Below are 21,075 nucleotides of genomic sequence, written 5' to 3'. Positions count from 1 at the left end.
CGGTGCCCGGGTGTTCCGGGCACCGGGGCGGGTGCCTACGCGTCGGCCCCGTACGTTCCGTACTGCGGGAGGCCCGTCGACTCGTAGACGTGCACCGCGATCCCGCCGGGTGTCGTCTCGCTGCGCAGCAGGCGCAGACCGGCCGGGGTGCCGCCGTCCGGGAACAGGCGGCGTCCGCTGCCCACGACCACCGGGGCGATCGCGAGACGCAACTCGTCGACCAGGCCGGCGGCCAGCAGGGACTGGCCGAGCCGGGCGCTGCCGTGGATCTGGAGCTCACGGCCGGGGAGCCGCTTCACCTCGGCGACCTGGGCGGGGACGTCGCCGGACAGGATCGTCGTCGGGTCCCAGCCCGCCTCGGTCAGGCTCCGGGAGGCGACGTACTTCGGCGCGCCGTTCAGAAGGGCGGCGTTCGGGTGGTCGGTCATCGTGGGCCAGTCGCGGGCGAAGTTCTCGTACGTACGACGGCCGAACAGGAACGCGTCCGCCTGGCTGAGCCAGCCCGTGGCCACCCGCTCGAAGGCCTCGTCCAGGTGTGGCACGAACCAGCCGCCCCGGGTGAACCCGTCGCTGGTGTCCTCGTCCGGTGATCCGGGTCCCTGGGAGACGCCGTCCAGCGACAGGAACTCCTGCAGTACCAATCTCATCGCGCACCGTTTCTCTCTCGGGCGGGGAGACAACCGTCCCCACCCCCGTTCAGACTTCGTGCGGTGGCCGAACTCATCGGTCACCCTGCGGCGGGCCCTCGGAGCGACGTCCCGAAGCGGGGCACCGCCCCTGGGCGGCCCGGATAGTCAGCGCTCTTCCATGAGGTGCTTCAGCGTAGCGAGGTCGGCCGACACGGCGGCGGCGTCACGCTCGAACTCCTCGGCGCTCACGCCCGGCCGGCGGCGCAGGGTGAACACCACCTCGCAGCCGGGGCCGTCGGCGATCACCCGGACCGGGTTGTGGACGGTCTCGCCCGACGGCAGGGTCACGTCGTGGTCGAGTACGCCGTGGTCGTTCCTGGGCGCGAAGGCGACCACGACCCGCCCCATGGGTGAGTCGGCGATCCATCGTCCGTCGATCTCCTCGATCGACCTGCCCAGGCCCGCCGCCCACTCCGGCAGGTGGGAGGGGTCCGACGCGTAGGCGTAGACCTCCCCGGCGGGGCGGTCGATACGGATGCCGAGGTGGCGGGATTCGGTAGCGGAAGGGGTCATGGCGGCGACGCTAGCCGACCACCGGTGTCATCGACTTGAACGAATCGGTCGGCCGCGTCACGGCCAGTCGACCAGGGCCATGAACGCCACGACGGAGACGGCGACGACGCCGGGAGCGGCCATGCAGAGCAGCCCCCGGGTCGCGGCCTGACGCTGCCGCCAGGGCAGGGCCCAGCTCGCCACGAGGAGGACGAGGGCCAGGAAGAGTCCGGTGCGGAGGACGGCCCATCCCATGTTCCACGAGTCGGTGAAGAGGTCCGCCCGCGCGCCGTTGCAGGAGTCGCACGCCATGGGTGAGAGGCCGCCGAAGAACAGGGCGAGGACCGCTGCGGGCACCGTGACGAGCGTGGAGATCAGCGGTCCGGCCCAGGCGTGCGGGGCGCGGGGATTCAGGAGGTCGTCCGACATGCGTCAGAGTCAACTCCGGACCGTGCGACGGCACATGAGCGGGCGTACTCAGAAGAGACGCCGGTTCGGGGGACAGCCCCAGGGAGAGCCCGGGGGCCCGCCGCACTGTGGATCCGCGTACCTCTTGTGAGGCTGAAGGGACAGGTATCCGTACTCACCCGGGAGCACCATGACCGTCTTCGCAGTACCGGCCCCTCCGGCCGTCCGGCCTCGGTCCCGCCGACTGAGGGCGCCCCTCGCCGCACTCTGCTGTGCGCTCCTGCTGGGCGGGTCGGCGGCGACCGCCGCCGTGGCCGTACCGCCCCTCGCCCACACGCAGGCCCAGCACCAGGGGCGGGGCACGCTGGTCTCCGCCGACAAGTTGTACACCCTCGCCACTCCTGGGGACGTTGCCGACGAACTGGCGGCGGCCGGGTTCGACGGAGCCGCCGCCCGGCACGGCGTGGTCGCCTACAGGCTGGTCCACCGGACCGTCGACGCGCGCAACCGGCCCACCACGGCGAGCGGGTTGTTCGTGCTGCCGCTCACCGACGAGCGACGGTTACGCGCGGTCTCCTTCGCGCACGGCACCGGCAGCCACAAGATCGACTCCCCGTCCATGCAGCGCGCCGCGTTCGTGGCCGCCCCGGTCATCGCGCACGCCGCGGCGGGGGCGGTGGGAGTCGCCCCCGACTACCTGGGGATGGGCACGGGGCCCGGCCCGCACCCCTGGATGGACATCGACTCGGAGACCACGGCTTCCCTGGACCTGCTGCGCGCGGCCCGCGCCTTCGCTCCCCGCACCGGGCACACGCTGGCGCGGGACGTGATGGTGACCGGCTTCTCGCAGGGCGCGTCGGCGGCCCTGGGGCTCGGCAGGGCGCTGGAGGCGGGTGAGGACCGGTGGTTCAGGCTGGGCGCGCTGGCGCCGGTCAGCGGCGCGTACGACTTCGGCGGCACGGAGCTGCCCGCACTGTTCGCGGGCGGCGACGTCGGCCCGAAGGCCGCCGTGATCTACGCGGCGTACACGCTGGTGGCCTTCGACCGGCTGCACCCCGTCTACGACAGCCCCGGCGAGGTCTTCGACGAGGCCGAGGACATCGAGAAACTGTTCGACGGCGTGCACACGGGGCAGCAGCTGATGGCGGGCCTTCCGGACACCCTGGACGAGCTCCTGACCGATCGGGGCCGCGCACTGCTGGAACATCCGGCGGGGGCTCTGGCCGACGCCCTGCGCACGACGGACGCCGTGTGCACCGACTGGGTGCCGGAAGCCCCGGTCCGGCTGTACATGGCCTCCGGGGACGAGCAGGCCGTCACCGCCAACACCGAGCACTGCAGAGCGGCCCTGCACCGGAACGGCGTGGACACCCCGGTGGTCGACCTGGGCGCGGTCGACCACCAGGGGTCCCGTCACCTGGGGTCCAATGTCGCGGCCACGTCGGCGATCGTCCGCTGGTTCGGGGAGCTGCGCACGCGCTGACCCGGGGGCCGGGAGTCAGCTCCGGGCGGCGAAGGCGGCGAAGGCCGACCAGGTGGTGGGGGTGACGGCGAAGGCGGGGCCTTCGGGGTTCTTGGAGTCGCGGACGTGGATCCCGGAGGGGTGCGCGGCGACCTCGACGCACTGGCCGCCTTCGCTGCCGCTGTAGCTGGACTTGCGCCAGTCGTAGGCGACTTCGAGGCAGGCCCCGCCCTCGTCGCCGCTGTAGCTCGACTTGAACCAGTGCTGTGCGGTGTCCATCATTCTCCCAACAGACGGTCCAGCAGCACCGAAGTCTCCTCGGGACTGCGTGCCTGAGCTCGCAGCATCGCATATTTCTGCGACAGGATGCTGACCTCGTTCTGGTCGCATACGAGCTGACTTCCCCGCTGGGTCTCGGAGTACGCGACGTGCTGATGATCCGGGGTCTCAAGCAGGGTGAACGGGCCGTCGAGGCCGGCGTGACTCCTGCTGGTGAGCGGGAGAACCTGCAGGCAGATTCCGGGGAGACGGGCGCATGCGCGCAAGTGCCGCAGTTGCTCCGTGTGGTCGGGATCCGGCAGCAGTTGGAGCATCAGGGCCGCCTCCCAGATCACCATACTGATCGTCGGCGGATTGCGACGGTGCAGGATCTCCTGCCGCTCCAGACGGTTGGCCGCCTTGGTCTCGACCTCCTCCTCGCTGAATGCGGGGACACGGTTACGGAGGACCGCCTTCGCGTAGGCCTCTGTCTGGAGCAGCCCCGGGATGACCTGGTTGTCGTACCACGACAGCGCCAGCGCCTCCCGTTCCAGGTCCATGTACTGCTCCGCCCACGCGGGGATCAGGTCCACCTCCGGCATGTTGTCCACCGCCGTCTCCAGCGCGCCCTTCGTGTCCAGGATCTCGTCCAGACTGCGGGCCAGGTCGGGCAGGAGGGAACGGCGGCCCTGTTCGATGGAGGCGATCGTCTCCGCCTGGACGGAGGCTCGTTCCGCCAACTGGACCTGGGTCAGGCATGCTGCGTTGCGGAACAGGCCGACCAGCTTGCCGACGAGCTTCATGGCGGACGCGTTCTTGCGCTGCCGCTTCTTGGGGTGCATAGGCTCGGAACTCCCCGCCTCCGTACGTGCTTCACGCATGCGCGACCCGTACAGGTAAGTTGTACGCGCTCACTCACCGCGCAAGAATACGCACAGTGAGTGACCGGTCTCTCCTGGTCGAGTCCGCGGACGCGGAGGTAGCCTGCGTCCTCATGACGCGTGCGTGGATACTGCCGATCGTGCTGGTGCTCTGCGGGTCGGCCGCGGCGAGCGGGCTGTTCGCTCAGGGAAGTCCCGGTCGAGCCACGGCATTCCTGGTGGGGTTCGTGCTTCTCGGGGGTGTGCACTCGCCTCTGTTCTTCCCGAAGTCCATCGGCGCGCTGGAGGCTCAGCGGCGTAGTGCGGTCGATGGCAAACCGGTCGTCTACTGGCGGGCGGGCTGCAAGTACTGCGTGCGGTTGCGTTTCCGGCTGGGCCGCAGGGCCCGGCAGGCGCACTGGGTCGACATCTGGAGTGACCCGGCCGGAGCGGCGGCGGTGAGAGAGGCCAACGACGGCAACGAGACCGTGCCGACCGTCTTCGTGGCGGGCCGTCCGTATGTCAACCCCGGGCATGCGTGGGTGCGTGAACAGCTCTCCTCCTCAGGCAGGTAGGACGCGCGCCGCCGATCAGGCCCGAGAGGTCCTCCACACGGAACCGGCCCCGCCCCGTCGGCGAAACGCACGATCGGACGTGGCACCGGCCTTCCGGTGCCACGCCCGATGCGTAGGTCAGTACACGAACCGTCAGTGCATGAGAGCGTCATCCATCTCGGTCTGCCAGTACGTGACGGCCAGCGTGCTGTCCACGTAGACCTCCTCGCCCAGCGGCACGCTCACGGTGCCGCCCGCCGAGCCCGCGTCCACGTTCTGGAAGCCGACCTCCAGGTCGGTGGTGGAGTAGCCGTCGGTGCCGCTGCCGTCGGCGGACGAGGTCCTGATGCCGGCGTAGGCGGACTGGCCGGGGGACAGGGTGACGACGGCCTGGGGCTGGCTCTCCTCGATGACCGGCGGGACGGACTGCGCCTCGCCGAAGCGCAGGGTCGGGTAGTAGTAGGCGTTGCAGGCCGTCGAACCGGTGTTGGTCACCGTGAGCAGCATGTGGTTGACGGGGCGCGGGACGCTCGTGATCGCGAGCTCGGTGTTCGCGTCGGTGCAGGCTTCGGTGACCGGCTTCTGCTGCTTCGACGCAGGCTTCGCATCGGTGGAACCGGAATCCTTGGCGGTGCCCGATCCGGAACCGGTGGTGCCAGCGGTGCCGGCGCCACCGGCCGTCTCCTTGCCTGTGTCGGACGCCGGGGCCTCCGACGTGCCGGACGCCGGCTTCTGGGCGGCAGCGGCCTCCGCGTCGAACGCCGCCGGGGCGGGCTCGCCGCTCTGGCAGGCGGTGAGGGACAGGGCGGCGATCAGCGCGGCGGTGCCGAGGACGGAGGTGCGGGCGGCGCGGCGGAAGCGAAGGTTACGCATGAGAGTTTCTCCCCGTTGGAAGTGGTCGGTGCCCGGGGCGCCGTTTGGCGCCCTGCGGTGTGGGCGGGTGTACTGGTCGCTGACGTGCGATCAGAGGCGCTACAGGAGGGTGATGACGACTGCGATGCAGACGATCAGCACTCCCGTGGCGACCGCGTCGGTCAGGCTGAGTTCAGGTCGAGTACGCACGGCGGCTCCCGGGACGGGTAAGAGTGGGATGTACGAGTCGCGGGGAATCGCCGCGGTGTGTTCACAACCATTCCGGACCCGGATTTCCGTGGCAACGGTTGCCGGGGCATGCGGGACGCTGGAACGCTCATATGCCCTCTGACCTGCGCGAATATCACCTGCCTGGGACGCCGTTCCGGGAAGGAACAGAAGGGAACGGTCGGGGTGGGTACAGAGATCCAGGACTTCGCGGCACTGCTGAGAGGGCTGAAGGACCGGTCCGGTCTCAGCTACGGGGCGCTCGCCCAGAAGCTGCACATGAGCACCTCGACCGTGCACCGCTACTGCAACGGTGATGCCGTTCCCCACGACTACGCACCCGTCGAGCGTTTCGCGCGGGTGTGCCGGGCGTCGTCAGACGAGTTGATGGCTCTGCACCGCAAGTGGATCCTGGCCGACGAGGCGAAGAGGCGGGCGGCGCGGAAGCCGGAGGCGGGTCAAGCGGTCGCCGCCCCTGACCCTGACCCGGGCGCGCCTGAAGAGCCTGGAGCGCCCGAAGCCCCGACCGCATCGGAAGCACCGGGCGCCCCTGCGACCCCTGCCCTGGCCCCCGTGCCCGAGCAGACCGGAGCGGAAGCGCGGGCACGAGCGGAAGCGGAGCCCCCGGAAGGGAGTGGAGCGGGCTCGGCGACGGGCCCTGCGACGGAGCCTGTCACGGAGGACGTGACTCCCGAGGGCTCCCGGTCAGGTGCCGTTCCCCCTCCCCGCCGCCGTATCACCGGGCGGCTGCGCGTCCTGCTCACCGCCGTGGCGGTGGTGGCCCTCACCGTGCCCGCGGCCCTCGCCGTACACGCCCTCGGCGACGACGGGCCGGCTGACGGCGACGGGCGGACGGACGCGGCACCCAGTCACGCGCAGGCTGTTCCCAGCGGCCGTGTGAGCGGGCACGACGCCGTGAAGCCGAGCAGGAGGGCCAGTGCCAGTGCTTCGGCGTCGGCTTCGGCGTCGGCCGGGGCCTCGGCGTCGACGGGGAGCGGCTCCACCGCCAAGCCCTCGCCGTCCGCCAAGGGGCCGGTGAGCGGCAGCGCCGTGCCCGTGAGCGCGACCATCAGTTCGTACAACTGGGAATCGCCCTGCGGGCAGTACTACCTGCTCAACCAGGACCCGGACGACGTCGCGAAGCCCCCGGATCCGCAGGACTCGCGGAGCTGGGCGCGGGCGCGCGGCGGGGTGGACGGTGGAGACCTGAAGCTGGAAGTCACCGTCCAGGGCCTTTCCGCCGAGGCCGTCGTGTTGAAGGAAATGAACGTCCGGATCGTGGGCCGGAATCCGGCGCTCGACTGGAGCGCGTACTCGATGGGCGAGGGGTGCGGCAGTGGAATCACCCCGCAGTCCTTCGCGATCGACCTCGACGACGGCTTGCCCCTGGCGAAGCCCGTCGCGGGGAAGCAGGGCGACACGGTGGTCCCGGCGACGGCATTCCCGTACCGGGTGAGCTCCACGGACGTGGAGGTGTTCCGCATCGACGCCCACGTGGAGGAACACGACGTGGCCTGGTACCTGGAACTGCAGTGGACCAGCGGCGGGCAGAGCGGGGTGCTGCGCATCGACGACGGGGGACGGCCCTTCCGTACGAGCAGCCTCTCCGGCCGGCCGTCGTACTCCTATCAGTGGGACACGGCGCAGTGGGAGCTGCGGGAGCAGTGACGGAGGGGTCGAAGCGGCGGCCCGTCCGTCCGCCGGTCACACGCGGCGTGCTGCTTCGAGCCATCCGGTATCGGACTTTTGGGCTGCTCACTCATAGGTCGCCGGTGGTTGAGCTGGCTGAAAACTGGTGGACGGAGTGAAGTGTTGATGCGTTAAAGGGTGGGCTCTCCGTCATATTGATGCCCCATCTTTTCCAAATCTGCGCATTCGGCTGTGATGGGCGGTGAATGACGCACCGTTTACCACGGCGGTTTCCGCGAGTACGGGATTCGCGCCAAATTCGGGTCATGAGCTGACTGCGCAGTCAGTCATATTTTCCTGCCTCGCTTGATGGTTAGCATGAGCCAGTACTCGGTTGGAAGATCACCGTCCCCTTCGGCGACGGCCTTCACGACCTGCGGCCGTCGTGTGTCGGCCGTCCTGTTTCTCCTGTTTGACACAGACCGAGGGACCGCGGAATGCCAGTGCCTGCACCGCCCAGCCAGCACCGATCGCCGAGAGTGCCGCACACCTCGTCGGCCGTCCCCTGGGCCGCGTTGGCGGTGAGTGCCGTGGCCGCCGGCGTGGCGATCGCGCTGGCACCGTCCGGCGCCCGTACCTGGGCACTGATCGTGGCCGTTGCCGCCTGGGTGTGCATCGCGGTCGCCGTCCTCGCCGCCCGTCGGCTCGTCCAGCGTGCGGGGCGCGCTGTCGCCGCGCAGGAGATGGAGAACGCCGGGCTCAAGACGCAGGCGGCGCGGCTGTCGGCCGAGTGCGCGCACCTGATCAACGTGACCCTGCCGGCCGTGGCCAAGCGGCTGCAAGATGGCACGAGCGCCACCGACGCGCTCGGCAGCGCCCCGGTGCCCGCGGACCCGCAGCTGCGCCGGCTCGCGTACACCTTCGCCACCGCCCTGGAGGAGGGTGCGCAGCAGGCGGCCGCCCTGGAGGGTGAGCGCCGCCAGGTCCAGCACGAGCTGGACCGGCTGACGGCCGACCTGGAACGGCTCGGGCAGGAGACGCTGCCCGCCGCGGTCGCCCAACTGCGTGAGGGCAGGTCCGCCGCCACGGTGATGGCCGGACTCGACCTGCCGCGGCTGCCCGTGATCCACACCCCGGTCGAGACGTTCGTCCGCGAACTCGCCCTCAGCGAGCGGCGGGCCGCCGCGGCGCAGGGCGCCTCGGCCAAGGCGCTCGGCCGTGTGCAGGCCAAGGCGGTCAGCATGCTCGCCGACCTGCGGGAGATGCAGGAACGTCACGGTGAGGAGGTCTTCGGCGACCTGCTGAAGCTGGACCACAGCACCTCACAGCTCGGCCTGATGACCGACCGGCTGGCGCTGCTCATGGGCGGCCGGTCCAGCCGTGCCTGGAACAAGCCGATCGTGATGGAGAGCATCCTCCGCGGCGCCGTCGGCCGCATCGCCGCCTACCAGCGAGTGCGGCTGCACTGCTCCACCACCGCCGCGATCGCCGGTTTCGCCGCCGAAGGCGTCATGCACCTGCTCGCCGAACTGATGGACAACGCCGCGAACTTCTCCCCGCCCATCGACGTGGTGAACGTCTACGTCGACCAGCGCAGCGCCGGCATCGTCGTCACCATCGAGGACAGCGGACTGAAGATGGCCGGTGCGGCGATGCGCCGCGCCGAGGACGCCGTCGCCGGCCGCATGACCGACCTCGCGTCGCTGCAGGGCACCCGGCTGGGCCTCAGCGTGGTCGGCCGACTCGCGTTGAAGCACGGCATCAGCGTCAACTACCGCCCTTCTTCGCACGGCGGTACCGGTGTCGTCGTCCTGCTGCCCCCGCAGCTGCTCGCTCAGCAGCGTGACCCGGCACCGCGCGAGGCCACCCGCCGTCAGCCCGCCGTGGCCGTGGCCACGCCGGGCCCCGTCCCCGCCGCACCCCCCGCCCCTGTGGTGCCCCCCGCACCCGCGGCCCCCTCCGCGCCGGTTCCCGTGACCGGCGGCGAACCGTACCCCGCCGTCGAGGAGCGCCCCACCGCCATGCCGGAACTGCCCGTTCAGGGACAGGTACGGAAACCCGCCCCCTCCACGCCGAACGGACTGCCCGTCCGCCCTCCGGGCCGCACCATGGCCGAGGCCGAGCGTGAGCGCGAGCAGCGCCGGCTGGCGTCCGAGGCGGCGGATTCCAGCACGTCGCAGCAGCAGCGCCAGGCACGCGACGCGGGTTCGCGGTTCGGCGCCTTCCACCGCGGACGCCAGTCCGGGAGCGGCACCAACGGCTCCGGTGTCCTGCCCGGGTCCGAACCGCCGGCCGCCCCGTAAGCCCGACCTGCTTACGCGGTGCGTCCGGGGTCCCGGACGCGCACTTCCCTGCTCGAGTTCGTGAGATTGGAGGAACGGGCCGGTGACCGGTCAGCCGGGCACCACCGTCCCGTCACCCAGCATGCAGACCACCGACAACACCCTCACCTGGCTCCTGCGGAGCCTCGTGGAGCGCACACCCGGCACCCGGCACGCCCTGGTCCTGTCGCGGGACGGGCTGAAGCTGTGCTGGACCGAGCACCTGACGCTCGACCGGGCCGACCAGCTGGCGGCGATCTGCTCCGGCATCCAGGCCCTGGCCCAGGGGGCGTCCATGGAGTTCGGCGACGGCACCGGCGGCGTCCGTCACTCGATGACGGAGTTCCACGGCGGCCTGCTGTTCATCGTGGGTGCCGGTGAAGGGGCGCATCTCGCGGTCATCGCGGAGGAGAACGCCGACCCCGGCGTGGTGGGGCACCAGATGACGGAGCTGATCGAGCAGATCGGCGAGCACCTGCGGGCCGAGCCCCGGAGGTTCGTCCGGGAAAGTCCCGCCTCGTGATGCGCAAGCCCGTGGACACCGGTGCCCCCGACCGGCTCTACACGGTCACGGGCGGGCGGAGTCGTTCCGACGACTTCTTCGACCTGGTCACCCTCGTCGTCAGTGAGTGCCGGCCCACAGCCGGCATGCAGTCGGAGCACGCCCGGACGCTGGAACTGTGCCAGCACCCGACAGCCGTGGTCGAGATCGCCGCGGAACTGAAACTGCCGATCACCGTGGTGCGGATCCTGCTCGGCGACCTCCTCGACATGGGCCGCATCACCGCCCGCCACCCTCCTGCGACCCGGTCCGCCGCTTCGCTCCCCGATACCGACCTTCTCAAGGAGGTGCTCCATGGGCTCCGCAACCTCTGAACTGCCCTCCCAGCGCACGCCCCTGGCCGACGCGGCGGAGACCGGCCTGAAGATCGTCGTCGTCGGCGGATTCGGTGTCGGCAAGACCACCCTGGTCCGCTCGGTGAGCGAGATCCGGCCGCTGAACACCGAGGAGGTGATGACGCAGGCAGGCGTCGGCGTCGACGAGACCGGCGGCGTCGAGACGAAGACGACCACGACGGTGGCGTTCGACTTCGGGCGGATCAGCCTCAACGAACGCATGGTGCTGTACTTGTTCGGCGCACCGGGCCAGGAACGCTTCTGGTTCCTGTGGGACCGGCTCTTCGACGGAACCCTGGGCGCGGTCGTCCTCGTGGACACGCGCCGGATGGACGACTCCTGGTACGCCATCGACCGGCTGGAGTACCACCGGACGCCGTTCGTGGTCGCGGTCAACCGCTTCGACAGCGACGCCACCCGGCACTCCCTCGACGAGATCCGACAGGCACTCGCGCTCCCCGCGCACGTGCCGATGGTCGACTGCGACGCGCGGGTCAGGGAGTCCGGCAAGGACGTGCTGATCACTCTCGTGGACCACCTCTACCAACTGGCCATGGCCCAGGAGGCGACACCGTGACCGACCCCGGATCCTCTGACGCGCACCCGGCCCCGCCGCCGGGCTGCCCCGCCCACGCCTCCGACGTGGTGCGCCTGGGAGGGCTCGAGTACCAGCAGACTCCGTCGCAGCTGTACCGCGCGCTGCGCCGTGAGCACGGCCCGGTCGCACCGGTGCTGCTCGACGGGGACATCCCGGCCTGGCTGGTGCTGGGCTACGCCGAGGTCATGTACGTGACCGACCACGACGAGCTCTTCGCCCGCGACTCCCGGCGCTGGCACCAGTGGGAGAACATCCCGGCGGACTGGCCGCTGATGCCGTTCGTCGGATATCAGCCGTCGGTGCTGTTCACCGAGGGCGCCGAGCACCGGCGGCGGGCCGAAGTGATCACCGAGGCGCTGGAGCACGTCGACCAGTTCGAGCTGGCCCGTGACTGCCAGCTGATCGCCGACGGGCTGATCGCCGAGTTCGCGGGCAGTGGCAGGGCGGAGCTGATGTCGGGGTTCGCGCACGCCCTGCCGATGCGGGCCGTGGTGCAGATGTGCGGGATGCCCTCGTCGGGCGCCGACACCCAGCAGCTCGTCGACGACCTGCGGATATCGCTGGACGCGGCGGAGGGTGACGACCCGGTGGCGGCGTACGCGCGCGTGGGCGAGCGGCTGCGGCAGCTGGTGGAGGACAAGCGGGCCAACCCCGGCCCGGACATCACCTCACACATGCTGCTGCATCCCGCGGGGCTGACGGACGAGGAGGTCATCCAGGACCTGACCTCGGTGATCGCCGCCGCACAGCAGCCCACGGCGAACTGGATCTGCAACTCGCTGCGGCTGCTGCTGACGGACGAGCGGTTCGCCCTGAACGTGTCGGGCGGCCGGCTCAGCGTGGGTGAGGCGCTCAACGAGACGCTGTGGCTGGACACGCCGACACAGAACTTCATCGGGCGCTGGGCCGCGCGGGACACCCAGCTCGGCGGGCGGCAGATCAGGGCCGGTGACTGCCTGGTGCTGGGGCTGGCCGGAGCCAACACGGATCCGCAGATCTGGCCCGAGTCGCACGTGGGTGCGGAGAACGCCGCGCACCTGTCGTTCAGCAACGGCGAGCACCGCTGCCCCTATCCGGCCCCGCTGCTGGCGGACGTGATGGCGCGGACGGCGGTCGAGACGCTGCTGGAGCGGCTGCCGGACCTGGTGCTGGCGGTGGAGCCGGAGGAGCTGGCCTGGCGTCCGTCGATCTGGATGCGAGGGCTCACAGCACTTCCTGTGCAGTTCACGCCGGTGGCGCAGTAGGCCGGGAACGTGGGGCCCCGGGCGGGGTCCCACGTGCCTCGGGCCACGGCGCGGGTCAGGCGGCCACGGGGGTGAACCGCACCGGCAGGGACTGGGGCCCACGGGTGAAGACGCCCTCCTCGACGGGGTCGAAGCCGTCGGCGAGACGCATGTCGGGCATGGCGTCGAGCAGATGGTTGACGCCGGTCTCGACCTCGGCCTTGGCGAGCAGGGCGCCGACGCAGAAATGGCGTCCCAGCGCGAACGCGAGGTGGTCGGCGGCGGCCGAGAAGGCGGTCGTGGTGGTGAGGTCGTCGCGGAAGATGTCGAACCGGTCGGGGTCGACGTAGCGGTTCTCGTCCCGGTTGGCCGCGCCGATCAGGCAGGTGACGGTGGCGCCGGCGGGGACGGTGCCGCTGCTGAGCGTCACCTCGGTCGCGGACTGCCGCATGATCATGTGGACGGGCGGGGTGTAGCGCAGGGTCTCGGCGAAGGCGCGCGGGACCAGACCGCGGTCCGCGCGGACGGCGGCGAGCTGGTCGGGGTTGAGCAGCAGGTTCGTGAAGATGCCGGCGATCGCCTTGTCGGTGGTCTCGCCGCCGGCGGCGAGCAGCAGGCTGCAGAACGCCTTGATGTCCTCGTCGCTCATCCGTACGCCGTCGACCTCCGCGGCACACAGAGCGGACAGCAGGTCGTCGCCCGGATTCTCACGGCGTGCGCGGATGATCGGCAGCATGTACTCGGCGAACTCGACGCGGGTGCGCTCTCCCGCCGAAGCCACCGCGGCGTCGCCCGAGAGATTGCCGAGGAAGGCGATGACGGCGGTGTACCAGCGGTGGAAGCGGGTGTGGTCGGCCTTGTCGAGGCCGAGCATGTCGGCGATCACGTTGACCGGGAAGCGGGTGGCGTAGTCGGCGACCAGCTCGGCGGAGCCGGTGTGCCGGAAGGTGTCGACGAGCTCGCGCGAGTTGCGCTCGATGACCGGCATGAACTTCTCCTGCAGGTCGCTGCCGCGGAAGGCGGGAGCGACGAGGGCGCGGCGCACGGCGTGGTCACGGCCACTGAGCTGAAGAATCGTTTTTCCGTGGACGGGTTCGAGCTGCCAGTCGTAGTTGTCGGTGGTGAACTCGCTGCCCTTGTCCTTGAAGACGCGCTCGACGTCCTCGTATCGCGAGATGATGTAGCTCTGGGTGGCTTCGTGCCACGCAAGGGGCGCGGTGTCGCGCATCGCACGGTAGGCCGCATAGGGATCCGCTGCGAACTCGGGCGAAAGAATATCGGGCACGTGCTGCGCGGTGGACATGGGTCTCCCTCGGATCAACAGCTGACCTACCGCACCAGGCTATTGATCAACCCCCGGACAGAACAGCCCCGTCGAAACCCCGATTGGCCGAAAACCGCCGTTTCGTCTCGCCGCACGCCCGAGTCGCGCACGGCCCCGCATCCCACCGGTGAGGTGCGATGCGGGGCCGTCCGCCGTACGCGGAGAGAGGGTCAGAGACGCTCGGGCGTCCTGATACCGAGCAGCTTCATGCCCTGGTGCAGGGTGCGGGCGGTGAGCTCGACGAGGAACAGCCGATTCTCGACGACCTCCGGCGCGTTCTCGTCGCTGAGCACCTGGCACTGGTCGTAGAACGTGGTGAGGTGCGAGGCCAGCTGGTAGAGGTACGCGGCCAGCTTGTGCGGCTCGTACCCCTCGGCGACCTCGTCCAGGACCGCGCCGAACTGGTCCAGGTGCAGACCCAGCGCGCGCTCGGCCGGGGCCAGCTCCAGCTCCGGATGCGCGGCCGGCTTCGCCTCGCCCGCGTTGCGCATGATCGACCGGATCCGGGCGTAGGCGTACTGGAGGTAGACCGACGTGTCGCCGTTCAGCGCCACCATCTGGTCCAGGTCGAACTTGTAGTCCCGCACGGCGGAGGTCGACAGGTCGGCGTACTTCACGGCACCGACACCGACGTACCGGCCGTTCTCGACGATCTCCTCCTCGGTCAGACCCACCTTCCCGGCCTTCTCCCTGACCACGGCGGTGGCCCGGGCCACCGCCTCGTCGAGGAGGTCCTGCAGCCGGACGGTGGTGCCCTCACGGGTCTTGAACGGCTTGCCGTCCTTGCCGAGGACCGTGCCGAAGGCCAGCTGGTGCGCCGTGACGTCCTCGTTCAGCCAGCCCGCGCGGCGGGCCGTCTCGAAGACCATCTTGAAGTGCAGGGACTGCCGGGCGTCCACGACGTAGACCAAGGAGTCGGCCTTGAGGTTCTGGACGCGGTCCCGGATCGCGGACAGGTCGGTCGCCGCGTAGCCGTAGCCGCCGTTCGTCTTCTTGACGATCAGCGGGACCGGGTTGCCGTCCGGGCCCTTCACGTCGTCGAAGAACACACACAGCGCACCCTCGGAGCGGACGGCCACACCCGTCTCCTCCAGGATCCGGCACGTCTCCTCGAGCATGTCGTTGTAACCGGACTCGCCGACGATGTCGGGGTCACGGATCTCCATGTCGAGCTTGTCGAAGACCGAGTAGAAGTAGATCTTCGACTCGTCCACGAAACGCTGCCAGTGCGCCAGGGTCTCCGGGTCACCGGCCTGGAGGGCCACCACCCGGTCGCGGGCGCGCGCCTTGAACTCCTCGTCTGAGTCGAACAGGACCCTCGACGCCTTGTAGACGCGGTTCAGCGACGACATCGCCGCCTCACCGTCCTCGGAGCCGTCTTCGTGCTTCAGCTCGTCCGGGTGCTCGAAGAGGTACTGGATGAGCATGCCGAACTGGGTGCCCCAGTCGCCGATGTGGTGGCGCCGGACGACGTTCTCGCCGGTGAACTCCAGGATCTGGACCATCGCGTCACCGATGACCGCCGACCGCAGGTGACCGACGTGCATCTCCTTGGCCACGTTCGGCTGGGCGTAGTCGATCACGGTCGTGCCGGGGGCGTCCTTCACCGGCACACCGAGCCGGTCGCCGTCGGCGGCCCGCCCGGCGAGCGTCCGGATGATCGCGCCGTCGGTGAGCGTGACGTTCAGGAAACCGGGGCCGGAGACCTCGATGTCCTTGATCAGGTCGCCCGTGGGAAGGGCCGCCGTGACCCGGGAGGCCAGCTCACGCGGGTTGCCCTTGAGCTTCTTGGCGAGGGCCAGGATGCCGTTGGCCTGAAAATCGGCCCGGTCGCTTCGGCGCAGCAGCGGGTCCGCGGTGCCGGCATCCGGCAGAGCTGCCGTCAGGGCGTCCGCCAGCTGCTGCTGGAGCGTGGAAGCGAGGGAAGGGACCGAAGCCATGAGCCGGCTGCCGTTTCCGTAGGAGACAAGGGATCGCTCCAGTATCCCACGCGGTGCAAAGCCGTTTTCGCGCTGCGGGTGGTACCTGGGAGAATGGGAACGCCCCCCGTGGGCGTCCCCTAACACGAGAGAAGGACGTGCCGACCGTGGCTTCGAGTCAGAGCAGCACCGAGACCGACTGGGTCTCCCGCTTCGCGGACGATGTCATCGCCGAATCGGAGCGACGTGCGCCTGGCAAACCGGTCGTCGTCGCCTCCGGCCTCTCCCCCTCGGGCCCGATCCACCTGGGCAACCTCCGCGAGGTCATGACACCGCACCTGGTCGCCGACGAGATCCGCCGCCGCGGGTACACCGTGCGCCACCTGATCTCCTGGGACGACTACGACCGCTACCGCAAGGTGCCGAACGGCGTCGAGGGCGTCGACGACTCCTGGCAGGAGCACATCGGCAAGCCGCTGACCTCGGTGCCCGCCCCGGCCGGGTCGGCGTACCCGAGCTGGGCCGAGCACTTCAAGGCCGCGATGACCCAGGCGCTGGACGAGCTCGGCGTCGAGTACGACGGCATCAGCCAGACCGAGCAGTACCTGGCGGGCACCTACCGCGAGCAGATCCTGCACGCGATGAGGCACCGGGCAGACATCGACGCCGTCCTGGACCGCTACCGCACCAAGAAGGACGGCACGGCGGGAACCAAGGGCGGAAAGAAGCCCCAGCAGAAGAAGGTCGACGAGGCCGAACTGGAGGCCGCCGAGGGATCGGGCGCGGCCGACGAGGACGACGGCAGCTCCAACGCCGCCGGCTACTTCCCGTACAAGCCCTACTGCGGCAACTGCGAGAAGGACCTCACCGTCGTCACCGCCTACGACGACGCCACGACCGAACTGAGCTACACCTGCTCGGCCTGCGACTTCACCGAGACGGTCCGGCTCAACGAGTTCAACCGCGGCAAGCTGGTCTGGAAGGTCGACTGGCCGATGCGCTGGGCCTACGAAGGCGTGATCTTCGAGCCCAGCGGCGTGGACCACTCCTCGCCCGGCTCCTCCTTCGTCGTCGGCGGACAGATCGTCCGCGAGGTCTTCGACGGCGTCCAGCCCATCGGCCCGATGTACGCCTTCGTCGGGATCTCCGGCATGGCGAAGATGTCCTCCAGCAAGGGCGGCGTGCCCACCCCGGCCGACGCCCTGAAGATCATGGAGGCACCGCTGCTGCGCTGGCTGTACGCGCGCCGCAAGCCGAACCAGTCCTTCAAGATCGCCTTCGACCAGGAGATCCAGCGGCTCTACGACGAGTGGGACTCGCTGGCCCGCAAGGTCGCCGACGGCACGGTGCTGCCCGCCGACGCCGCCGCGTACGCCCGGGCCATCGGCACCGCCGCCGGGGAGCTGCCCAGCACCCCGCGCCCGCTGCCGTACCGCACACTCGCCTCGGTCGCCGACATCACCGCCGGAGCGGAGGACCAGACGCTGCGCATCCTCAGCGAGCTGGACCCGGAGAACCCGCTGACCTCGCTCGACGAGGCCCGGCCCCGGCTCGACCGCGCCGAGAGCTGGATCACCACCCAGGTCCCGGCCGAGGCACGCACCATCGTCCGCGACGAGCCGGACAAGGAACTGCTCGGCTCCCTGGACGAGCAGGGCCGCGAATCGCTGCGACTGCTGCTGGAAGGGCTCGACTCGCACTGGTCGCTGGACGGACTGACCACGCTCGTCTACGGCGTACCGAAGGTGCTGGAGGGCCTGGAGCCCGACGCCAAGCCCACCCCCGAGCTGAAGGTGGCCCAGCGCTCCTTCTTCGCCCTGCTGTACCGGCTGCTCGTCGGCCGGGACACCGGGCCGCGCCTGCCCACGCTGCTCCTGGCGGTCGGGGCGGACCGGGTGCGGACGCTGCTCGGGGCGTGACACCGGTGAAGTGAGGACGGGCGGGCCGCTCAGCGGCCCGCCCGTTCCTTCTGTCCGCTCCCGCCCCTACGCGATGTGGTCGGCGGCCATCTCGTTGTCGAAGCGCTGCTTGAAGCCGGGCAGCAGCCGACGGAGCAGGGCGGCGCTGCGCGGGTGATGGACGTCGTGGACGTCCGAGAGGGTTATGTCGAGCGCCTCGGCGCTCGGGTGGGTCTGGTGCTGGTGGGTGTACTCGGCGTACGCCTCGTAGGCGAGCTTGCTGAACTGGGCCTCGGCCTCGGCCCATTCGGCCGGATCGGCCTCCTGCGCCACGTCCTGCCCCTGTTCCTGCCCCTGCTCCGGCTCCTGCGGGTGCTCGGGCCGTTCCGGTTCCGGTTCCGCCGAGCGGGGATGCGGGAACGCGCCGATCGTGCCCACGTTGCCGAGCGGACGGGTCCGGTTGCCGGCCCCCGAGGGGATCATCACCGGGGCGGGCTCCATGCCCTCGTCGTAATCCGGGTCGTACGCGCCCTCGTACGTCTCGTCCAGGACCCTGGAGGTCGCGAACCAGGGGCTGTCGTGCGAGCCGGGGTCCTCGTGGGGGTACTGCTGCTGGTCGGCCGGGTCGTACTGTTCCCGCTGCGGCTGCGGCCGCGGCTGACGCTGCTCCTGGCCCTGGCCCTGGCCCTGGGCTTGGGCTTGGCCCTGGTCCTGCGGGACGTACGGGAGTTGCGGGTGCTGCTCGGCCTCCACGGCTGCCGGGGCCGGCGGCAGCAGGGCCGGCTCGATGCCCGCGGCGGCGAGTCCGGCCGGGGCGGTCTCGGCGAGCGGCACACCGTACTTCGCCAGGCGCAGCGGCATCATCGACTCGACGGGCGCCTTGCGGCGCCAGCTGCGGCCGAAGCGGGCCTGGAGGCGGGCCTGGTAGATCAGCCGGTCCTGTTCGAGCCTGATGACCTGCTCGTAACTGCGCAGCTCCCAGAGCTTCATGCGGCGCCAGAGCTTGAACGTGGGGACGGGGGAGAGCAGCCAGCGGGTGAGGCGGACGCCTTCCATGTGCTTGTCGGCGGTGATGTCCGCGATCCGGCCCACCGCGTGCCGAGCGGCCTCGACGGCGACGACGAACAGGACGGGGATCACCGCGTGCATCGCGGTGCCGAGCGGGTCGGGCCAGGACGCGGCGCCGTTGAAGGCGATCGTCGCCGCGGTCAGCAGCCAGGCGGTCTGGCGCAGCAGCGGGAAGGGTATGCGCATCCAGGTCAGCAGCAGGTCCAGCGCGAGCAGGACGCAGATGCCGGCGTCGATGCCGATCGGGAAGACGACGGAGAACGTGCCGAAGCCCTTTTCCTCCGCGAGTTCGCGCACGGCCGCGTAGGAGCCGGCGAACCCGATCGCGGCGATGAGCACGGCACCGGCGATGACGACCCCGATGAGCACGCGGTGTGTGCGTGTCAGTTGCATTGCGGCCACCCGCGATCCCCTCCCCACTTCGATGAGCCGGGTCCACTTCGGCGTCCGGCGCGGGCACAGCCTGGCACATGCCCGCTCGGTGTGTTGCGTGGGGAGGGGCCCGAAGCCCGGTGCTCGGGGGAGCACCGGGCTTCGGCAGGACACCGCCGGGCAGGGAAGTCCGCGCCCCCGCCGGGCTCAGGTCACGACTTGTGCGTCGCCTTCGCGGTCGTCTTGGGCGAGGTCCCGGTCGACTTGTCCGACGCCTTGGTGGACTTGTCCGAGGCGGAGGACGACGCCTTGGCGGAGGGGGAGGCCGAGGACGTGTCCTTGTCGGCGCCGACCGCGGCGACCGCTTCCCCGGCGGCCTTCTGCGCGCCCTTGAGGATGTCGGCGGCGGAGGGCGTCTTGGCGCCCGCGAACCCGGCCCCGTTGTAGGTGACGCTGACGACGACGTTCCCCGTGCGGGCCACGATCGTCGCGTACTCGAAGTCCTCCTTGGACTTGGTGAGGCCGTACGTGACGGACGTGGCCTGTTCACCGACGCCGGTGACAGGCTTGGCCGCGGCCTTCTCCGCGCCCTCCGTCGCCTGCGCCTTGGAGGCCTGCTTCGTGTACTCGGCGGTCGCGCGCTCGGCGCCGCTGCCCAGGGACTGGTCCGATTCGAAGCGGGTGAAACCGACGTCGAGCCAGCGGTACTGGGAACCCTTCACGCCGTTGTCGTCCAGGCCGTTCCAGGAGCAGCCGCCGCGGCTCGCGGTGTTGCTGGACTTGCCGGGGGTGCCGCCCTTGTTCTTGGTCTTCGGGACCAGGTCCTCGATCGTCTTCTTGGTGATCGACGTGCAGGCGTCGGGCAGTGCGTCGAACTTCGCGGGCTCGACGGTCGGCTCGGTGTTCTCCGTGCTCGGGGAGGCCGAGGAGTCCGAGGCCTTCCCGTCGTCGGAGTCCGACGAGCAGCCGGCGACGACGAGCATCACCGGAACGGCGGCGCAGGCGAGTATGCGGGACAGTCGCGGGGCTGATCGGTGCATGGTTCCTTCACTCGGACGGCACGGCGGTCTCGGTCGTGCGGGCGGTTGCGGCGGTCGGTCGGGGCCACGGTACGACGGACCGCGACGGGATGCCGCCTTCGGCCGGAGGCCCCGGGGTGTGCCCGGGGCCCTGGCCGGGGCCCCTCGCGAGGCCGGTCAGTCGCTGAGGGTCTCGGCCAGTTTCCGCGCCAGGGCCTGCGCCTTCTCCTGCAGTTCCCTGCTGTCGGGAACCTCGGTGACACGGGCAGGCTGCTCGGTGTACTGGACGGTCACGATGACGTTCGATGTGCGGAATACCACGCTCACGGTGCGGTGCTGCGCGGTGGAACCCGCCCGGGTCAGCACATCGTCCAGAAACGCGGCGTCACCCAGCTCGTCGAGCAGTCGCGGCCGGAGGTCCTCGTCGGGGTCGATGCCGGTGGTGCCGTCGGAGGGAACGGCGGAGGAGCCGTCCGACGGCGCGCCGGAGGACGTGCCGCTCGGGGAGCCGGACGGCGTGCCGTCCGGCGACGCCGATCCGCCGGCCTTCTCGCTGGGGGTCGCGCCGGACGCTGTGGGGAGGGCGGCGGCGTCCTCCTTCGTCGCGTACACCGCCCGGGCGCGGTCGTCGTCGCTCACCGCGGGGTCGTACGACACGACGCGCTCGAAGTCGATGGACAGGTTCCGGGAGGCGTCCATGGCGTCCGACTTCCAGCGGCAGCCGACCTTGCGGTCGGTGTCGTAGGTGACGGTGGCCGTGCCCTCGTACACCTTCTCCTGCTGTTCCTCGGGCATGTCGGCGGTGCCCGGCAGCAGGTCCTTGAGGGTGGAGCGCGGCACGGCACGGCAGGATTCGGGCAGCGTCCGGTACTTCCCGGGAGGCGCGGCCGTGACCGTCGGGCTGCCGGGCTTGCTGTCGGCGGCGGGGTCGTCGGCGTCGGAGCCGGCGCTGCAGCCGGCGACGAGCGCCACGAGAAGCGCGACGCCGGGTGCGTACGCCATGT

The 21,075-nt window shown here is 70.5% G+C and carries 20 protein-coding genes; 9 read left to right on the top strand and 11 right to left on the bottom strand.

Translation table 11 applies throughout. The annotated features are described in order from the left end of the window. Positions 1-35 precede the first annotated feature (35 nt). The 3 genes from ABT001_RS01530 to ABT001_RS01520 form a co-directional block, all read right to left on the bottom strand. The gene (locus ABT001_RS01530) at positions 36-647 is read right to left on the bottom strand and encodes a dihydrofolate reductase family protein (RefSeq protein WP_351270615.1); all 612 of its coding nucleotides are present in this window, start codon (positions 645-647) and stop codon (positions 36-38) included. Positions 648-794: 147 nt separating this feature from the next. Further along, complete coding sequence (locus tag ABT001_RS01525) at positions 795-1,202, bottom strand: SRPBCC family protein (protein ID WP_351270612.1); 408 nt, start codon at positions 1,200-1,202, stop codon at positions 795-797. A gap of 57 nt (positions 1,203-1,259) precedes the next feature. Beyond that, positions 1,260-1,610 (bottom strand): hypothetical protein, encoded by a 351-nt coding sequence (locus ABT001_RS01520; RefSeq protein ID WP_351270609.1) that lies wholly within the window; start codon positions 1,608-1,610, stop codon positions 1,260-1,262. A gap of 169 nt (positions 1,611-1,779) precedes the next feature. Here ABT001_RS01520 and ABT001_RS01515 point away from each other — a divergent pair, with 169 nt between their 5' ends. Further along, positions 1,780-3,072: a lipase gene (locus tag ABT001_RS01515; protein ID WP_351270606.1), complete on the top strand. Its 1,293-nt coding sequence runs from the start codon at positions 1,780-1,782 to the stop codon at positions 3,070-3,072. 15 nt (positions 3,073-3,087) lie between these two features. Here ABT001_RS01515 and ABT001_RS01510 read toward each other — a convergent pair whose 3' ends face one another. Both ABT001_RS01510 and ABT001_RS01505 read right to left on the bottom strand, forming a co-directional pair. After that, entirely contained in the window at positions 3,088-3,330 is a 243-nt protein-coding gene (locus ABT001_RS01510; protein WP_351270755.1) for a DUF397 domain-containing protein, read from the bottom strand. Beyond that, positions 3,330-4,112: a helix-turn-helix domain-containing protein gene (locus tag ABT001_RS01505; RefSeq protein ID WP_351270752.1), complete on the bottom strand. Its 783-nt coding sequence runs from the start codon at positions 4,110-4,112 to the stop codon at positions 3,330-3,332. The genes ABT001_RS01510 and ABT001_RS01505 overlap by 1 nt, the downstream gene beginning before the upstream one ends. 191 nt (positions 4,113-4,303) lie before the next feature. Here ABT001_RS01505 and ABT001_RS01500 point away from each other — a divergent pair, with 191 nt between their 5' ends. Then, positions 4,304-4,744, top strand: a complete 441-nt coding sequence (locus tag ABT001_RS01500; RefSeq protein WP_351270749.1) for a glutaredoxin domain-containing protein — start codon at positions 4,304-4,306, stop codon at positions 4,742-4,744. A 132-nt stretch (positions 4,745-4,876) separates the two neighbouring features. On the opposite strand, the gene ABT001_RS01495 is transcribed toward ABT001_RS01500, so the two are convergent. Further along, on the bottom strand, positions 4,877-5,596 hold the full coding sequence (locus ABT001_RS01495; RefSeq protein ID WP_351270603.1) for a DUF4232 domain-containing protein: 720 nt from the start codon (positions 5,594-5,596) through the stop codon (positions 4,877-4,879). Between the two features lie 393 nt (positions 5,597-5,989). Here ABT001_RS01495 and ABT001_RS01490 point away from each other — a divergent pair, with 393 nt between their 5' ends. The 6 genes from ABT001_RS01490 to ABT001_RS01465 all read left to right on the top strand — a co-directional run bounded on the left by ABT001_RS01490 (position 5,990) and on the right by ABT001_RS01465 (position 12,492). Beyond that, a complete protein-coding gene (locus ABT001_RS01490; RefSeq protein ID WP_351270600.1) occupies positions 5,990-7,471 on the top strand; it encodes a transcriptional regulator in 1,482 nt (493 codons plus the stop codon). A gap of 458 nt (positions 7,472-7,929) precedes the next feature. Beyond that, on the top strand, positions 7,930-9,735 hold the full coding sequence (locus ABT001_RS01485; protein WP_351270597.1) for a sensor histidine kinase: 1,806 nt from the start codon (positions 7,930-7,932) through the stop codon (positions 9,733-9,735). Between the two features lie 121 nt (positions 9,736-9,856). Then, positions 9,857-10,276, top strand: a complete 420-nt coding sequence (locus ABT001_RS01480; protein ID WP_351270746.1) for a roadblock/LC7 domain-containing protein — start codon at positions 9,857-9,859, stop codon at positions 10,274-10,276. Beyond that, positions 10,273-10,629: a DUF742 domain-containing protein gene (locus tag ABT001_RS01475; RefSeq protein ID WP_351270594.1), complete on the top strand. Its 357-nt coding sequence runs from the start codon at positions 10,273-10,275 to the stop codon at positions 10,627-10,629. The genes ABT001_RS01480 and ABT001_RS01475 overlap by 4 nt, the downstream gene beginning before the upstream one ends. Further along, positions 10,610-11,227 carry a GTP-binding protein gene (locus tag ABT001_RS01470; RefSeq protein WP_351270591.1) on the top strand — a complete coding sequence of 206 codons (618 nt, stop codon included), beginning with the start codon at positions 10,610-10,612 and terminating at the stop codon, positions 11,225-11,227. Before ABT001_RS01475 ends, ABT001_RS01470 begins: the two co-directional genes overlap by 20 nt. Further along, entirely contained in the window at positions 11,224-12,492 is a 1,269-nt protein-coding gene (locus ABT001_RS01465; protein ID WP_351270588.1) for a cytochrome P450, read from the top strand. The genes ABT001_RS01470 and ABT001_RS01465 overlap by 4 nt, the downstream gene beginning before the upstream one ends. Before the next feature lie 55 nt (positions 12,493-12,547). On the opposite strand, the gene ABT001_RS01460 is transcribed toward ABT001_RS01465, so the two are convergent. Then, positions 12,548-13,774 carry a cytochrome P450 gene (locus ABT001_RS01460; protein ID WP_351270587.1) on the bottom strand — a complete coding sequence of 409 codons (1,227 nt, stop codon included), beginning with the start codon at positions 13,772-13,774 and terminating at the stop codon, positions 12,548-12,550. A 191-nt stretch (positions 13,775-13,965) separates the two neighbouring features. Next, complete coding sequence (argS, locus tag ABT001_RS01455; protein ID WP_351270585.1) at positions 13,966-15,735, bottom strand: arginine--tRNA ligase; 1,770 nt, start codon at positions 15,733-15,735, stop codon at positions 13,966-13,968. 137 nt (positions 15,736-15,872) lie between these two features. Here argS and lysS point away from each other — a divergent pair, with 137 nt between their 5' ends. Beyond that, complete coding sequence (gene lysS, locus ABT001_RS01450; RefSeq protein ID WP_351270582.1) at positions 15,873-17,633, top strand: lysine--tRNA ligase; 1,761 nt, start codon at positions 15,873-15,875, stop codon at positions 17,631-17,633. Between the two features lie 66 nt (positions 17,634-17,699). On the opposite strand, the gene ABT001_RS01445 is transcribed toward lysS, so the two are convergent. From ABT001_RS01445 to ABT001_RS01435, 3 genes are all read right to left on the bottom strand, one after another. Further along, positions 17,700-19,082 carry a DUF2637 domain-containing protein gene (locus tag ABT001_RS01445; protein WP_351270579.1) on the bottom strand — a complete coding sequence of 461 codons (1,383 nt, stop codon included), beginning with the start codon at positions 19,080-19,082 and terminating at the stop codon, positions 17,700-17,702. Positions 19,083-19,264: 182 nt separating this feature from the next. Further along, positions 19,265-20,092, bottom strand: coding sequence for a DUF3558 domain-containing protein (locus ABT001_RS01440; protein WP_351270577.1), 828 nt, complete (start codon positions 20,090-20,092; stop codon positions 19,265-19,267). 156 nt (positions 20,093-20,248) lie between these two features. Continuing rightward, positions 20,249-21,073 (bottom strand): histone H3 family protein, encoded by an 825-nt coding sequence (locus tag ABT001_RS01435; protein ID WP_351270575.1) that lies wholly within the window; start codon positions 21,071-21,073, stop codon positions 20,249-20,251. Positions 21,074-21,075: the final 2 nt, after the last annotated feature.

This window comes from Streptomyces sp. NPDC002793 (assembly GCF_040295485.1).
In the GTDB taxonomy this organism is placed as follows: Bacteria; Actinomycetota; Actinomycetes; order Streptomycetales; family Streptomycetaceae; genus Streptomyces.
This window is presented reverse-complemented; position numbering and strand designations above follow the sequence as displayed.

What these genes read in the sequence shown, in the direction of transcription:
- ABT001_RS01520 (WP_351270609.1), bottom strand. Translation starts at nt 1,610, where the DNA reads ATGTCGGACGACCTCCTGAATCCCCGCGCCCCGCACGCCTGGGCCGGA.
- ABT001_RS01470 (WP_351270591.1), top strand. Translation starts at nt 10,610, where the DNA reads ATGGGCTCCGCAACCTCTGAACTGCCCTCCCAGCGCACGCCCCTGGCC.
- ABT001_RS01525 (WP_351270612.1), bottom strand. Translation starts at nt 1,202, where the DNA reads ATGACCCCTTCCGCTACCGAATCCCGCCACCTCGGCATCCGTATCGAC.
- ABT001_RS01460 (WP_351270587.1), bottom strand. Translation starts at nt 13,774, where the DNA reads ATGTCCACCGCGCAGCACGTGCCCGATATTCTTTCGCCCGAGTTCGCA.
- ABT001_RS01510 (WP_351270755.1), bottom strand. Translation starts at nt 3,330, where the DNA reads ATGGACACCGCACAGCACTGGTTCAAGTCGAGCTACAGCGGCGACGAG.
- ABT001_RS01530 (WP_351270615.1), bottom strand. Translation starts at nt 647, where the DNA reads ATGAGATTGGTACTGCAGGAGTTCCTGTCGCTGGACGGCGTCTCCCAG.
- ABT001_RS01480 (WP_351270746.1), top strand. Translation starts at nt 9,857, where the DNA reads ATGCAGACCACCGACAACACCCTCACCTGGCTCCTGCGGAGCCTCGTG.
- argS (WP_351270585.1), bottom strand. Translation starts at nt 15,735, where the DNA reads ATGGCTTCGGTCCCTTCCCTCGCTTCCACGCTCCAGCAGCAGCTGGCG.
- ABT001_RS01515 (WP_351270606.1), top strand. Translation starts at nt 1,780, where the DNA reads ATGACCGTCTTCGCAGTACCGGCCCCTCCGGCCGTCCGGCCTCGGTCC.
- ABT001_RS01505 (WP_351270752.1), bottom strand. Translation starts at nt 4,112, where the DNA reads ATGAAGCTCGTCGGCAAGCTGGTCGGCCTGTTCCGCAACGCAGCATGC.
- ABT001_RS01440 (WP_351270577.1), bottom strand. Translation starts at nt 20,092, where the DNA reads ATGCACCGATCAGCCCCGCGACTGTCCCGCATACTCGCCTGCGCCGCC.
- ABT001_RS01485 (WP_351270597.1), top strand. Translation starts at nt 7,930, where the DNA reads ATGCCAGTGCCTGCACCGCCCAGCCAGCACCGATCGCCGAGAGTGCCG.
- ABT001_RS01495 (WP_351270603.1), bottom strand. Translation starts at nt 5,596, where the DNA reads ATGCGTAACCTTCGCTTCCGCCGCGCCGCCCGCACCTCCGTCCTCGGC.
- ABT001_RS01500 (WP_351270749.1), top strand. Translation starts at nt 4,304, where the DNA reads ATGACGCGTGCGTGGATACTGCCGATCGTGCTGGTGCTCTGCGGGTCG.
- ABT001_RS01435 (WP_351270575.1), bottom strand. Translation starts at nt 21,073, where the DNA reads ATGGCGTACGCACCCGGCGTCGCGCTTCTCGTGGCGCTCGTCGCCGGC.